At 72.6% G+C, this 13,371-nt stretch carries 10 protein-coding genes; 6 read left to right on the top strand and 4 right to left on the bottom strand.

Features of this window, described 5'->3' with window-relative positions; translation table 11 throughout:
- Positions 1–81 precede the first annotated feature (81 nt).
- Both AMA02S_RS27880 and AMA02S_RS27875 read right to left on the bottom strand, forming a co-directional pair.
- The gene (locus tag AMA02S_RS27880; RefSeq protein ID WP_067463391.1) at positions 82–1,869 is read right to left on the bottom strand and encodes an NAD+ synthase; all 1,788 of its coding nucleotides are present in this window, start codon (positions 1,867–1,869) and stop codon (positions 82–84) included.
- A 32-nt stretch (positions 1,870–1,901) separates the two neighbouring features.
- The gene (locus tag AMA02S_RS27875) at positions 1,902–3,161 is read right to left on the bottom strand and encodes an MDR family MFS transporter (RefSeq protein WP_369688410.1); all 1,260 of its coding nucleotides are present in this window, start codon (positions 3,159–3,161) and stop codon (positions 1,902–1,904) included.
- 55 nt (positions 3,162–3,216) lie between these two features.
- On the opposite strand from AMA02S_RS27875, the gene AMA02S_RS27870 reads away from it, so the two are divergent.
- A complete protein-coding gene (locus tag AMA02S_RS27870; RefSeq protein ID WP_067463388.1) occupies positions 3,217–4,233 on the top strand; it encodes an ArsR/SmtB family transcription factor in 1,017 nt (338 codons plus the stop codon).
- Positions 4,234–4,354: 121 nt separating this feature from the next.
- Here AMA02S_RS27870 and AMA02S_RS27865 read toward each other — a convergent pair whose 3' ends face one another.
- Positions 4,355–5,374 carry a terpene synthase family protein gene (locus tag AMA02S_RS27865; protein WP_067463602.1) on the bottom strand — a complete coding sequence of 340 codons (1,020 nt, stop codon included), beginning with the start codon at positions 5,372–5,374 and terminating at the stop codon, positions 4,355–4,357.
- Between the two features lie 155 nt (positions 5,375–5,529).
- Here AMA02S_RS27865 and AMA02S_RS27860 point away from each other — a divergent pair, with 155 nt between their 5' ends.
- The 5 genes from AMA02S_RS27860 to AMA02S_RS27840 all read left to right on the top strand — a co-directional run bounded on the left by AMA02S_RS27860 (position 5,530) and on the right by AMA02S_RS27840 (position 12,578).
- Positions 5,530–6,345, top strand: coding sequence for a substrate-binding periplasmic protein (locus AMA02S_RS27860; RefSeq protein ID WP_067463385.1), 816 nt, complete (start codon positions 5,530–5,532; stop codon positions 6,343–6,345).
- Positions 6,306–7,172, top strand: coding sequence for an amino acid ABC transporter permease (locus tag AMA02S_RS27855; protein ID WP_245667865.1), 867 nt, complete (start codon positions 6,306–6,308; stop codon positions 7,170–7,172). Before AMA02S_RS27860 ends, AMA02S_RS27855 begins: the two co-directional genes overlap by 40 nt.
- Entirely contained in the window at positions 7,169–7,972 is an 804-nt protein-coding gene (locus AMA02S_RS27850; RefSeq protein ID WP_067463382.1) for an amino acid ABC transporter ATP-binding protein, read from the top strand. The genes AMA02S_RS27855 and AMA02S_RS27850 overlap by 4 nt, the downstream gene beginning before the upstream one ends.
- 129 nt (positions 7,973–8,101) lie before the next feature.
- Positions 8,102–9,463, top strand: a complete 1,362-nt coding sequence (glnA2, locus tag AMA02S_RS27845; protein WP_067463379.1) for a gamma-glutamylpolyamine synthetase GlnA2 — start codon at positions 8,102–8,104, stop codon at positions 9,461–9,463.
- A gap of 34 nt (positions 9,464–9,497) precedes the next feature.
- Positions 9,498–12,578 (top strand): bifunctional [glutamine synthetase] adenylyltransferase/[glutamine synthetase]-adenylyl-L-tyrosine phosphorylase, encoded by a 3,081-nt coding sequence (locus AMA02S_RS27840; RefSeq protein ID WP_084265649.1) that lies wholly within the window; start codon positions 9,498–9,500, stop codon positions 12,576–12,578.
- On the opposite strand, the gene AMA02S_RS27835 is transcribed toward AMA02S_RS27840, so the two are convergent.
- Positions 12,560–13,366: a phosphatase PAP2 family protein gene (locus AMA02S_RS27835; RefSeq protein ID WP_067463376.1), complete on the bottom strand. Its 807-nt coding sequence runs from the start codon at positions 13,364–13,366 to the stop codon at positions 12,560–12,562. The genes AMA02S_RS27840 and AMA02S_RS27835 overlap by 19 nt on opposite strands.
- Between the last annotated feature and the right edge of the window lie 5 nt (positions 13,367–13,371).

Below are 13,371 nucleotides of genomic sequence, written 5' to 3'. Positions count from 1 at the left end.
GGCGGCACGGTGCTCGCCTGGCGGCCGTGTCCATGACAAGCACGGTCAGGGAGGCGAGCCTCCCTGGGCCCGGGCCTGTGGTCACACCGACTCCCGCCAGCGGCTGGTGATGGGCAGGCGGCGATCGCGACCGAAGTTCTTCGGGGTGATCTTCGGGCCGGGCGGGTACTGGCGGCGCTTGTACTCGGCCAGGTCGACCAGGCGGATCACGCGGTCCACCAGGGCGGGGTCGTGGCCGGCGGCGACCAGGGCGTCGCGGCCCATGTCGCGCTCGACGTAGTCGACGAGCAGCGGATCCAGTACCGAGTACTCCGGGAGGGAGTCGCGGTCGCGCTGGTCGGGGCGCAACTCGGCGGACGGCTCCTTCACGATGATCACCTCGGGGATCGGCTCCTGCGCGAACGGGTGCAGGAACGGCAGGTCGGTGCCCGCCTGCGTGTTGCGCCAGCGGGCCAGCGCCCACACCATCGTCTTGGTGAGGTCCTTGATGGGGCCGAAACCGCCCGCGGAGTCGCCGTAGAGGGTGGAGTAGCCGGTGGCCAGCTCGCTCTTGTTACCGCCGGTCAGCACGAGGTGGCCGTCCTCGTTGGACAGCGCCATCCAGACGTTGGCGCGGATGCGGGCCTGGAGGTTCTCCTCCGCGAGGCCGTGCAGGTCCAATTCCGCCTCGAAGGCCTTGACCATGCCGCCGATGGGCACGATCCGCGAGGATATCCCCTGCCGCTTCACGAGGTCCTCGGCGTCGGTGACCGACCCTTCGGAGGAGTACCGGCTCGGCAGCAGCACGGCGTGCACGTTCTCCGGACCGATGGCGTCCGAGGCGATGGTCGCGACGAGCGCGGAGTCGATACCGCCCGACAGGCCGAGGATGACCGACCGGAAACCGTTCTTGCGGACGTAGTCGCGGGTGCCGAGGACGAGTGCGGCGTACACCTCGGCGGGGTCGTCCAGAGGCGCGGCGACGGTCTGCGGCTCGACGGTGTAGCCGGGCAACGGCGCAGCGGACAGCTCATAGCGGTCGACGGTGATGGTGGTGCCGTCCTGCGCGTTCACGGGCGTGCGCCCGGGACGGACGGACGGGTCGGCGGCGGGCAGCGCGAGGTCGGCGATCAGGAGGTGCTCGGCGAACTGCGGGCCGCGGGCGAGGAGGGTGCCGTCCGCGCCGACGATGACGGAGTCGCCGTCGAAGACCAGCTCGTCCTGGCCGCCGACCATGTTGACGTAGGCGAGGGCGCAGCCGGCCTCCCGCGCGCGCTCGGCGCACAGGTCGAGCCGGACGTCGTCCTTGTTGCGCTCGTAGGGGGAGGCGTTGACGGCGAGGAGCAGCCCGGCACCCGCCGCGCTCGTGACGCTGACGGGCCCGCCGTCCTGCCACAGGTCCTCGCAGATCACCGTGGCGATGTCCACGCCGTGCAGCCGGACGACCGGCAGCCGGTCGCCGCGCACGAAGATCCGGTACTCGTCGAACACGCCGTAGTTCGGCAGGTGGTGCTTGGCGGACCGGACGAGCACCTCGCCGCCGTGCAGCCACGCGGCACCGTCCAGCGGCGACCCGGCGGGCTGCCCGGGGCGGACGAGCCCGACCGTCCGGCGGTCGAGGTACCCGGTGACGACCGGCAGGTCGCCGAGCCCCTCGTCCGCGAGCCGCCGCGCGACCCGCTCCAGCGCCCGCTGGGACGCCTCGACGAAGGACGCGCGGAGCGCGAGGTCCTCCACCGGGTACCCGGTCAACATCATCTCGGGGAAGGCGACCAGGTGCGCGCCCGCGTCGGCGGCGCGCCGGGTCCATTCCACGATCAGGTCGGCGTTGCCGTCGAGGTCGCCGACGGTCGGGTTCACCTGCGCGAGCGCGATTCTGAGCTGTGCCACGCCCCCAGCCTAAGTCCTCCGGCCGGGTCTCGTCACTTTGACGAAAAGAGGGGGTCGAGGGCGAGTGCGCGGCGGCGCCGGATCGCCGGGGCGAGCGCGAGCTGTCCGGCGGCGGCGAGCAGGCCGAGGGCCATGCACGTCAGCCACAGCGCGGGCGGGCCGCCGGCCTCCAGTAGCTGGGTGCCGCCGAGCGGCGCCAGCAGGAACCCCGCCGACCACGCCATCCCGTACAGGCCGCTGTAGCGCCCGCGCAGGTCGGCCGGCGCCAGGTCGGCCACGACCGCCTGCAGGACGGCCGCGGCGATGATCTCCCCGATCGTCCACACCAGGATCGCGCCGGTGTAGGCGAGCAGCGACGACGCGGGTGCGGTCAGCCCGTATCCGACGCCGACCAGCGCGAACCCGGCCACCATCACCAGGCTGTGGTCGCGCCGGCTCAGCCACGCGTTGACCACCGGCTGCACGATGATGATCAGCACGCCGTTGGCGGCGATGGCGAGCCCGTACGCCTGGGGGCCGAGGCCCTCCTCCCTCATCGCGAGCGGCATCGTGGTCATGCCCTGCATCAGCACGAACGTGTAGACCACCGTGATCAGTACGTACGTGACCATGACTCGGTCGCGCAGGACGCGGCCGAACCCGCCGGGCGCGCTGCCCGCCGCGTCCCGCCGCCGCGTCTCCGGGACGGCACGCCACACCAGCAGCCCGAACGCCGCACAGGTCAGCGCGTCGATCCAGAACAGCCACAGGAAGCCCTGCTGGGCGAGCGTCCCGCCGAGCACCATCGCGAACGCCCAGCCGAGGTTGACCGCCCAGAACAGCAGGCCGAACGCGCGCGGCCGCTCCGCCGGGGAGATCAGGTCGGCCACCATCGCCTGCGACGCGGGACGGTACATGTCCAGCAGCACGCCGAGCAGCAGCGCCGCCACGACGATGGCGGGGAGTCCCTGCGCGTAGCCGAGCGCGAGCATCGCGGCGCCGGTGCCGACGGTCGCGAACGTCAGGGTGGCGCGCCGCCCGATCCGGTCGGCGAGCATGCCGCCCACGAGCTGGCCCGCGAACGAGCCCGCGCCGAGGACGGCCATCACCACGCCCGCCTCGCCCAGCGACAGCCCGCGCATCGTCGTCAGGTACAGCCCCATGAACGGCTCGACCATCGTCCCGAGCCGGTTGAGCAGCGTCCCCGCCCACAGGATCCAGAACGGCCGGGGGAAGCCGCCGACCCGGGGCCGCAGGAACGCCGCGAGCCTGCCGGGCGGCGGGCCGACAGGAGTGTCTTCCAGGGTGGTCACTCACATGATGGTCGAGCAGCGCCGCGGGGCGCGACATTCATTTAGGCTGGACTAAATGATCGAGCTGGTGTTCGCACCGGACGACGTGGCCCGCGTCCGGTTCGCGTTCTCCCCGCTGTGGGAGATGGTGCGCAGCCTGCGAGTCCTCGCCGACCCGTCCGGGCATGCGCTGCACCTGCCGTGGGTGCATGCCGTCCAGCCCCGGCTGCGGGGTCTCGACATCGGACCGCTCCGAGAGCTCGTCCCCTCCTGGGGCTACATTCCCGACTTCCTCACTCCGCCGCCGAGCACTCCGCTGCCCGACCTCGGCGCCGAACTGGCCACCGTCCGCGCGACGCCCCCCGAGGTGGTCGCCGGCGAGCTGCGCTGGACCGAGCGCGGGAACCGGGCCGGGCCCGTCCGGCTGGCGATGGCCGATGACCCGGAGCGGACCCTGGAGACCATCGCCGACCTGCTTGAGGGGTACTGGGCCGCCGTCGTGGAGCCGTTCTGGCCGCGCGTCCGCGACCTGCTGGAGGGTGACGTTCTGCGCCGCACCCGCGCCCTCGCCGCCCACGGCGCCGAGGGCGTGTTCGCCGACCTGCACGAGGCCGTCGCCTGGCGTGCGGGGACGCTGTCCATCGACCGGAGCTGGGAGTTCCACGGCGAACTGGCGGGGCAGGGGCTGCTGCTCGTCCCGAGTGTGTTCGTGTGGCCGGACGTGTCGGTGATGCTGCCGCCCTACCAGGCGATGCTCAGCTACCCGCCGACCGGCGTGGCGACACTCTGGGAGGCCGGCGGGCCGTCCGCCCCGGATAAGGGCAGGGCGCCGGACGCGCTCGCCGCGCTCATCGGCCGCCGCCGCGCCGAACTGCTCACCGCGCTCGCCACCCCCGCGTCCACGACCGAGCTGGCGAGACGGATGGGCGTCACGGCGGGCGCGGTGAGCCAGCACCTGGGGGTTCTGCGCGCCTGCGGCCTGGTCACCGGGCATCGCCTGGGCCGCCGCGTCCTCTACGTCCGCACACCGGAAGGCGACCTCTTCTCAGCGATCCCGACTCAAGAGGGCTCGCCTGGCGGCTCGACCCCTTGACCGTGCTTGGGCGAGCGCGTCATCGCTTCGCGATCTTCCCGGTGGGGCTTGCCTTCGGCTTCGCCCCACCGGTCAGATACCGCGCTCGCGCGACAGTTGGGGCCGACCTCGAACCTGAGCGCTAGCGCAGTGAGGCTAGGGCGTCCAGGCGTATCGAGGACGGGGTGCCTTCGGACTCGTAGCGGCCGGACTCGGCGAGCCAGTCCAGATGGGCGCGGGGCGTGTCCAGCAGGACTTTCACGACCTGTGCGGCGGCGGCGCGCTGCGCGACCGTGAGCTGCAACCGGTCGAGCATGTCCGGCAGCTTGCGGGCCGCCTTCCACGCCGCCTCGATCCGGTCTCCGACGTGCTCGACCACCAGATCGCCCGCCTGCGCGATGTCCACCCCGTGGGCGGCTGCCAGCACGGCGGGCAGGTTGTGCAGGTCGCCGCGCTCGGATTCCAGGTCATGCGAGGCCAGGTCGTTCGCCCAGGCCACGACGTCGGCGACGCTGTCGGCGAGGGTCTTCCAGTCGGGCGTGCGCAGCAGCCTCGGCGACAGCTCGACGCCGAGGACGGGCTCGATCAGGTCCCACAGGAACGGGCCGCACGCCCGGCGGCGCAGCGGCGCGTACTCGGCGGGCGTCGGGGTGTGCCCGATGCGGCGGTTCACGGCCTCCTCGGCGCAGCCGTCCCGGTGTGCCTCCAGGTGCAGCATGAACCGGCGGCGCCAGTCGCGGCTCATCTCGCCGGACGTGGCGTGCCACAACTCCACCAGCGCCGCCTCCAGCGGCCGGGCGCCGGGCCGGGCGTGGCCGCGCCGCATCGCGCGCAGCAGGTCGTCGTACAGTCCGTGGACGGCGCTGCCGCTGTCGGCGAGCGGCGGGTGGTCCAGGGTGTCGTCCAGCGCGAGCGTCCAGGTCAGCCAGCGGGCGAACAGGTCCACGGCGCCGAGGTCGGCGTCCGGGAAGATCCGCGCGGCGAGCCGCTCGCATCTGGCCCGGCCGAGCGGTGAGGTGTCGGGGTCGCCGAGCACCAGACCCCGGCCGCGCGCCCAGGACTCCACCTGCGCGCACAGCTGCCACGACTCCGGGTGCATGACCGACGGGGCGGCCAGCGGGGCCGCCCGGTCGGTCGTCGAGAGAAGAAGTGAGATGTCCACGACCTGGCCCACGCTAATGACCGGCTCGGACCGGTCCCATGATCGCCACGTCAATTTTTGGAGAAACGGAAATGTGGGGACGGTCATGGGCGAGTCTGCCGGTCCCCCCGGCGGCCGTGACATAGTGCTTGATCACGATCGACTCAGGAGGAGACGTGTCCAGACGGACCACGCGATGGACCCTGGGCGCCGGCCTGGCCACCCTGGCGCTGACCGCCTCGGCGTGCGGCGGTGACGAGGGTGCCACGGTGCAGGGCGTCAAGCTTGTCAAGAAGGGCGCGCTCACGTCCTGCACGCACCTGCCGTACCCGCCGTTCCAGGTGGAACAGGGTGGCAAGGTCGTCGGTCTCGACGTCGACATCGTCGACCTTGTCGCGAAGAAGCTGGGCGTGACGCAGAAGGTCGTCGACACCCCGTTCGAGACGATGAAGACGGGCGCGGCGCTGAATGCCGGCAAATGCGACATCGTGATGGGCGGCATGACGATAACGCCCGACCGAAAGAAATTCATGGCCGTTTCGCAACCCTACTTCGACGCCACGCAGGCGCTGATGGCGAAGAAGGGCAGCGGGATCACCTCATTGGGCGACGTCAAGGTCCGCAAACTCAAGATCGGCTCGCAGGCCGCCACGACCGGTGAGGACTACGTCAAGGGCCAGGGGCTGGACCCGGCGTCCTTCGACAACTCCAGCGCCGAGCTGGACGGGCTGCGGACCGGCCAGGTCAAAGTGATCGTCCAGGACTACCCGGTCGTCAAGGGCTGGCTGAAGGACCCGGCGAACACCGGATACGAGATCGTCGCCAACCTGAACACCGGCGAGCAGTACGGCTTCTGGATCCGCAAGGATGAGAACCCCCGCCTCGTCGAGCTCACGAACCAGGCCATCACGCAGGCGAAGGCCGACGGCACCTACAAGAAGATCTACGAGAAGTGGATTGGTCCCATGCCGGCCACGGGCCGCCCGTCGTGACGGCCGAGCCCGCGCAGGCGAGCCCGCCCGTCGGGATGTCACCGCGCAGGCGCCGCCGGCTCTCGCTGGGCGCGCAGTACGCGCTGTTCGCCGTCATCGTCGCGGCCGTCGTGCTGCTGGCGGACTGGCCGACGCTGCGGCTCAACTTCGCCAACTGGGGCGTCGCCAAGGAGTTGTTCCCCGACATCATCACGGTCGGGCTGCGTAACACCGCCGTCTACACCGCGGTGGGGTTCGGCCTCGGCCTGGCCGGCGGGCTGGTCGTCGCGCTGATGCGGCTGTCGTCGGCGCCGCCCTACCGATGGTTCGCCACGGCCTACATCGAGACGTTCCGCGGCCTGCCACTGCTGCTGATCTTCATCTTCGTGGGCGTCGGCGTGCCGCTGGCCTTCCCCGGCACCACCATCCCCGGCGGCGCCGTCGGCCAGGCCGGGCTCGCCCTCGGCCTGGCCGCCGCGGCCTACATGGCCGAGACGATCCGGGCCGGTATCCAGGCCGTCCCCAAGGGGCAGCTGGAGGCCGCGCGGTCGCTCGGCATGTCGCACGGCCGGGCGATGCGGTCGATCATCCTGCCGCAGGCGTTCCGGATCATCATCCCGCCGCTCACCAACGAGCTGGTGCTGCTGTGCAAGGACTCCTCGCTGGTGCTGTTCCTCGGCATCACGCTGGAGCAGCGGGAGCTCACCAAGTTCGGCCGTGACCTGGCCGGGCAGGAGGGCAACACCACCCCGATCATCGTGGCGGGCATCTGCTACCTGATCATCACGATCCCGCTGAGCCTGTTGGCCCGGCGGCTCGAAGCGCGGCAGCGGAGGGGGCAGCGATGACCGGCCTCGACACGCCGGCGCGGGACGCGGACGGCGGGCGCGCCATCGAGATCCGCGGACTGCGCAAGTCGTTCGGGACGAACGAGGTCCTGCGCGGTATCGACTTCCACGTGGAGCGGGGCGAGGTGGTGTGCGTCATCGGCCCGTCCGGCTCCGGCAAGTCGACGCTGCTGCGCTGTGTCAACCTGCTGGAGGAGCCGGACGCGGGGACGGTCCGGGTCGTGGGCGCCGAGGTGACCGGCCCCGAGGTCGACATCGACGCCGTCCGCCGCCGGATCGGCATGGTCTTCCAATCGTTCAACCTGTTCCCGCACCTGACCGCGCTCGGCAACGTCACGATCGCACAGCGCAAAGTGCTGGGGCGCGATCGGGCGGAGGCCGAGCGGATCGCCCGCGAGAACCTCGACCGGGTCGGGCTCGCCGACAAGGTCGGTGCCTATCCCGCACAGCTGTCCGGCGGTCAGCAGCAGCGCGTGGCGATCGCCCGCGCGCTCGCGATGGGACCCGAGGTGATGCTGTTCGACGAGCCGACGTCAGCGCTGGACCCCGAGCTCGTCGGCGACGTCCTCGGCGTGATGCGCGGTCTGGCCGAGGCGGGGATGACCATGCTCGTGGTCACCCACGAGATGAGCTTCGCCCGCGAGGTCGCCGACCGGGTGGTGTTCCTGGACGGCGGCGTGGTCGTCGAGGAGGGCCCGGCGGCCCGGATGATCACCGACCCCGGGCACGAGCGGACGCGCGTGTTCCTGTCCCGGGTCCTGGATCCCGCCGCCGCCCGGGTGGGGGAGGGAGAAGGGTGAAGGGTCGGATATGTTCCGGTCAGGAGGCCCGGCGCGTAACGTCGCGGTAACAGCGGACGGGCATACTGCAAGGTAGCCGGACCCGGAGGCACGCCCCGGGCCGGCCGGGGACCAGCGAGGGAGAAGGCCTTGGACCGACAGCAGGAGTTCGTGCTCCGCACGCTGGAGGAGCGCGACATCCGCTTCATCCGGCTGTGGTTCACCGACGTGCTCGGATTCCTGAAGTCCGTGGCCGTCGCGCCCGCCGAGCTCGAGGGCGCCTTCGGCGAGGGCATCGGCTTCGACGGCTCGGCGATCGAGGGCTTCGCCCGCGTCTACGAGGCCGACATGATCGCCAAGCCGGACCCGTCCACGTTCCAGGTGCTGCCCTGGCGCTCGGAGTCGCCCGGCGTGGGCCGGATGTTCTGCGACATCCTCATGCCGGACGGGACGCCGAGCTTCGCCGACCCCCGCTACGTCCTCAAGCGGGCGCTGGCGCGGGCCGCCGACCTCGGGTTCACCTTCTACACCCATCCCGAGATCGAGTTCTTCCTGCTCAACGACCGCCCGGAGGACGGTGGCGAGCCCGAGCCGGCGGACGCGGGCGGCTACTTCGACCACACCCCGCACAGCGCCGCGCACGACTTCCGGCGCAACGCGATCACGATGCTTGAGGCCATGGGCATCTCGGTGGAGTACAGCCACCACGAGGGTGCCCCCGGCCAGCAGGAGATCGACCTGCGCTACGCCGACGCGCTCACCACCGCCGACAACATCATGACGTTCCGGCTGGTGATGAAGGAGGTGGCGCTGGAGCAGGGCGTTTACGCCTCGTTCATGCCGAAGCCGTTCACCGAGCACCCCGGCTCCGGCATGCACACCCACATGTCGCTGTTCGAGGGCGACCGCAACGCCTTCTACGAGCCGGGCGCGGAGTACAAGCTCTCCAAGGCCGGGCGCGCGTTCATCGCGGGCCTGCTGCGCCACTCCGCCGAGATCACCGCCGTGTGCAACCAGTGGGTGAACTCCTATAAGCGGCTGTGGGGCAATGTCGGGTCGGCCGCCGGTGCCGGGGGAGAGGCCCCGTCCTACATCTGCTGGGGGCACAACAACCGGTCCGCGCTCGTCCGGGTGCCGATGTACAAGCCGCACAAGGGCCACTCCACCCGCATCGAGTTCCGCTCTCTGGACACGGCCACCAACCCCTACCTGGCGTTCGCGGCGATCCTCGGCGCCGGGCTGAAGGGCATCGAGGAGGGGTACGAGCTGCCCCCGGGCGCCGAGGACGACGTGTGGGCGCTCACCGTCGCCGAGCGGCGCGCCCTCGGCATCGAGCCGCTCCCGCAGAACCTGGACGAGGCGATCCGGGCGATGGAGCGCAGTGAGCTGGTGGCCGACGTCCTCGGCGAGCACGTCTTCGACTTCTTCCTGCGCAACAAGCGGCAGGAATGGGAGGAGTACCGGCGCGAGGTGACGGCGTTCGAGCGCAAGCGCCTCCTGGCCGTCCTGTAGTGACCGGGGGCACCGCCGGATTACGGTTGAGCCCGTGAGCGAGTCGTGGACCGACCGACGTCCCTCCTTGACCGCGCGGCTGGCGAGGCTGGGCTTCACCGACGTGGGCCGGGCGGGGCGGCTTATCCTGGAGGCCGAGGCCACCGCCGGCGCCGGGCTGGGCGACGATCTGCCGGAGGCGCTCGGCGCCACCGCCGATCCCGACCTCGCCCTGGACGGGCTGCTGCGCCTCCTCGCCGCCGCCGCCGAACGGGGCGAGGACGGGGCGCTGCGGGCCGCTCTCGCCGCCGAGCCCGGTACCCGCGAGCGGCTGACCACGGTGCTCGGGGTGAGCGCCGCGCTCGCCGACCACCTCGTCCGGCATCCGGGGGACTGGCGTGTCCTGCGCGACGATGGAGCGCTCCACGACGGGCCGCCGGGCGGGCGGCGGCCCACCGCGGCGCAGCTGCGCGCCGACCTGCTGGAGGCCGTCGGCGCCGACCCCGGCGCGGCCGACCCGGTCGCTGCCCTCCCCGGCCCGCAGGCCCTCACCGCGCTGCGCGCCGCCTACCGCCGCCGGTTGCTGGACCTCGCCGGCCGCGACCTGATCGGCAACGCCGACGTCGCGGACGTGGCCGCCGAGCTGGCCGACCTCGCCGCCGCCGCCCTGGAGACCGGGCTCGCCGCGGCCCGCGCCGAGGTGCCCGAGCATGGCCTCTGCCGGCTCGCGGTGATCGGGATGGGCAAGTGCGGCGGCCGCGAGCTCAACTACGTCTCCGACGTCGATGTGATCTTCGTGGCGGAGGCGCGCGAGGGTGCGGGCCCCGGCGGGGAGGACGCCGCCCTGCGCGCGGCGACCCGGCTGGCCTCGGCGATGATGCGGGCCTGCTCGTCCAGCACGGCGGAGGGCGCCCTGTGGGAGGTGGATGCGGCGCTGCGCCCCGAAGGCAGGTCGGGTCCCCTCGTGCGCACCCTCGCCAGCCACCGCGCGTACTACGAACGCTGGGCCGCGACATGGGAGTTCCAGGCGCTGCTGAAGGCCAGGCCGATCGCCGGCGACGCCGGGCTCGGCGCCCGTTATATGGAGGCGATCACCCCGATGGTGTGGAAGGCCGCCGAGGGCGAGAGCTTCGTCGAGGACGTCCAGGCCATGCGGCGCCGGGTCGAGGCCGACCTCAACCAGCGCACCGCCGAGGCCGAGCGACAGCTCAAGCTCGGTCCCGGCGGCCTGCGCGATGTCGAGTTCGCGGTGCAGCTGCTCCAGCTCGTCCACGGCCGCGCCGACGAGACGCTGCGCAGCCCGACCACACTGGACGCGCTGTCGGAGCTGTCGCGGGGCGGCTACGTCGGGCGCGACGACGCGGCGGCGCTGACGTCTGCCTACCGGTTCCTGCGGCGCGTGGAGCACCTCGTCCAGCTGCACCGGCTGCGCCGCACCCACCTCGTGCCGGACGACGAGGCCGGGCTGCGCCGCCTCGGCCGGGCCCTCGGACTGCGCACCGACCCGGTCGGTGAGTTCAGCGCGCTGTGGCGGCGGCACGCTCGGGAGGTCCGCCGGATTCACGAGAAGCTGTTCTACCGGCCGCTGCTGCGCGCCGTCGCCCGGCTGCCCGGCGAGGAGTCACGGCTCACGCCCGAGGCCGCCCGCGTCCGGCTGGAGGCGCTCGGCTACGCCGATCCCGCGGGCGCGCTCCGGCACATCGAGGCGCTCACCGCCGGGGTGTCGCGGCGCGCCGCGATCCAGCGGACACTGCTGCCGGTCATGCTCGGCTGGTTCGCCGACGCGCCCGACCCGGACGCGGGGCTGCTCGGGTTCCGGCAGGTCAGCGACGCACTGGGGACCACCCCCTGGTACCTGCGGCTGCTGCGGGACGAGGTGACGGTGGCCGAGCGGATGGCCTGCGTGCTCGCCTCCAGCCGCTACGCCACCGACCTGCTGCTGCGGGCCCCCGAGGCGGTCGCGATGCTCGGCAGCACCGCGGGGCTGGCGCCCCGCCCGGCGGAGGCGCTGCGCTCGGAGGCCCTCGCCGCCGTCCGCCGCCACGTGCCCGCCGAGGCCGCCGCGCCGCGGGTGCCGGCGCCGGAGGAGGCGGTCGCGGTGGTGCGGGCGCTGCGCCGCCGGGAGCTGTTCCGGGTGGCGGTCGCCGACCTGCTGGGCCTGGCCGACGTCCGGACGGTGGGGGAGGCCCTCACCGACATCGCCACCGTGACGATCGAGGCCGCGCTGTGGACCGCCATCGGCAAGATCGAGACGGCGGGGGAGCCGCTGCCCACCCGGTTCGCCGTCGTCGCGATGGGCCGGTTCGGCGGACACGAGCTCGGCTACGGCAGCGACGCCGACGTGATGTTCGTGCACGACCCGCTCCCCGGCGCGGACGAGCGGGCGGCGGGCCGCGCCGCGCACGCCGTCGCCGAGGAACTGCGGCGGCTGTTGTCCCTGCCCGCCCCCGACCCGCCGCTGCAGATCGACCCGAACCTGCGTCCCGAGGGCCGGCAGGGGCCGCTCGTCCGCACGCTGACCTCCTACGCCGCCTACTACGCCCGCTGGTCGGAGCCCTGGGAGTCGCAGGCGCTGCTGCGTGCCGACCCGCTGATCGGCGATCCGGGGCTGTGCGAGCGGTTCCGCGCCCTGATCGACCCGATCCGCTTCCCCGAGGGCGGCATCGGCGACGACGCTGTCCGGCAGATCAGGCGGCTGAAGGCACGGATGGAGTCCGAGCGGCTGCCGCGCGGGGTGGAACGGCGGCTGCACATCAAACTCGGCCCCGGTGGCCTCGCCGACGTCGAGTGGGTCGCGCAGCTCCTGCAGCTCAGGCACGCCCATGACGTTCCCGCGCTGCGCACCACCCGCACGCTCGCCGCGCTGGACGCGGCGGTGACCGCCCGCCTGCTGGACGAGGACGACGCGGAGGTCCTGGCGGAGGCGTGGTGCCTGGCCACCCGCATCCGCGGGGCGATCATGCTGGTGCGGGGCCGGGCGTCCGACCTGCTGCCCACCGACCATCTCCGGGAGCGCAGCGCGGTCAGCCGGGTCCTCGGCTACCGCGGGACGGGCGAGCTCCTGGAGGACCACCGCAGGCACGCCCGCCGGGCCCGCGCCGTCGTCGAACGCGTCTTCTACGGCGCGGGCGGTTGACCGGACGGCCGGGCGTGCGCGGCCATGTGGAAGGCGCCGCAGGCGCCGCGGGTGAGCGCGAGGCCACCGGCGAGGGCACCGCCGCCGCCCACCGCGTCCAGCAGGAAGTGGTTCGCCGTCCCCATGATCACCACGATGGTCAGGACGGGGTACAGGGTGGCGAGGACCATCACCCACCATCGCCGGGTGATGGTGATGATCGCCGCGGCGCACCACAGCGACCACGCGGTGTGCATGGAGGGCATCGCGGCGTACTGGTTGGTGACGGAGGCGCTCGGCCCGGAATCGTAGATACCCCACGTTCCGAAGGCGATCACCGTGTCGGTGAAGCCGGGCAGCATCCTCGGCGGGGCCAGCGGATAGGCCCAGAACCCGCCGAGGCCCAGCAGCGTGGTGGCGAACAGCAGCGTTCGATATCCCGCATAGCGGGCGGGTTGCCGCAGGTACAGCCACACCATGACGGCGATCGTCATGACGAAGTGCATGACGGCGTAGAAGTAGTTGGCCGTGACCGCCAACGCCGTATGGGCCGCGAACAGCCGGTTCAGGTCGTACTCGACATCAAGGTGGAGTGAGGACTCCAGCTCAAGGATCTGGTAGGCCCGGTGCGCCGCCATCGCGTGGTCGGTCGGCACCAGATTGCGCACCGCCTGGTACGCGAGATAGCACAGGACCAGCAGCAGGACCTCGGGCCACAGGCGCGGCCTGGCCGGCGCAGCACGGCGCCCGCCCGCCGCGCCGCCGGCAACGCCGCGGCCGGTCCCGGGAAGACGTGCCGGGCTGGCCACCTTCC

Source organism: Actinomadura macra NBRC 14102, from assembly GCF_001552215.1.
Lineage (GTDB): Bacteria > Actinomycetota > Actinomycetes > Streptosporangiales > Streptosporangiaceae > Spirillospora > Spirillospora macra.
Note: the sequence above shows the minus strand (reverse complement) of the source record. Positions and strands in the feature narration are given on the sequence as shown.

Excerpts from the sequence above, each read along its gene's own strand:
- AMA02S_RS27870 (WP_067463388.1), top strand. The coding sequence starts at position 3,217 with ATGATCGAGCTGGTGTTCGCACCGGACGACGTGGCCCGCGTCCGGTTC.
- AMA02S_RS27850 (WP_067463382.1), top strand. The coding sequence starts at position 7,169 with ATGACCGGCCTCGACACGCCGGCGCGGGACGCGGACGGCGGGCGCGCC.